Genomic DNA, 584 nt, shown 5'->3' on the forward strand with positions numbered 1-584 from the left:
AGCGCCTTGTTGGCCCGCTTGAACTGCTTGGCGTGGGCATAGCGCTGGTGGCTGATCAGCGCCAGCTTGCCGACCCGCACATAGCTCTGGCGCAAATGGAGACCCGTCCTCTTGGCCAGCCGCACCAGCCGCTCGCGCGCCCGGTGGATGAGCTTGGCGTCGGTCGGGAACATGACGTTCTTCGGCTGCACGGTGGTGTCGACGATCACCTGGCGCGTGTCGGCCGGTTTCATCGCCCCGGTCTTGACCGCGAGGCTGAGGCTCTCCTGCAACAGCACCATGATCCGCTCCTCGCCCATACGGCTGCGCCAACGCGTCATCGAGGAGCGGTCGAACGGCAGCGTATGGCAAAAGAACGTCTCGCCGGTGAGATACTGGAAATAAGGGTTCTCCACCCAGCGCTCGCACAGCACCTCATCCGACAGGTTGAAGGTGTGCTTGAGGATCGCCAGCCCCGCCATCAGCCGGGTCGGCAGCGGCGGCATGCCGGGGCCGTCCGAATAGACGGCGCCGAAACGCTCCTCCAGCACCGGCCAGTCGATCGCCTGCGCCAGCCGCACCAGCTCGTGCTTCATGTTGATGAT

The 584-nt window shown here is 65.1% G+C and carries 1 protein-coding gene; it reads right to left on the minus strand.

Annotated elements, in window-relative coordinates:
- On the minus strand, positions 1-584 hold a 584-nt coding region (locus EN845_RS33815; RefSeq protein ID WP_135931265.1), incomplete at both ends, for a transposase.

This window comes from Mesorhizobium sp. M8A.F.Ca.ET.202.01.1.1 (assembly GCF_004791595.1).
In the GTDB taxonomy this organism is placed as follows: domain Bacteria; phylum Pseudomonadota; class Alphaproteobacteria; order Rhizobiales; family Rhizobiaceae; genus Mesorhizobium.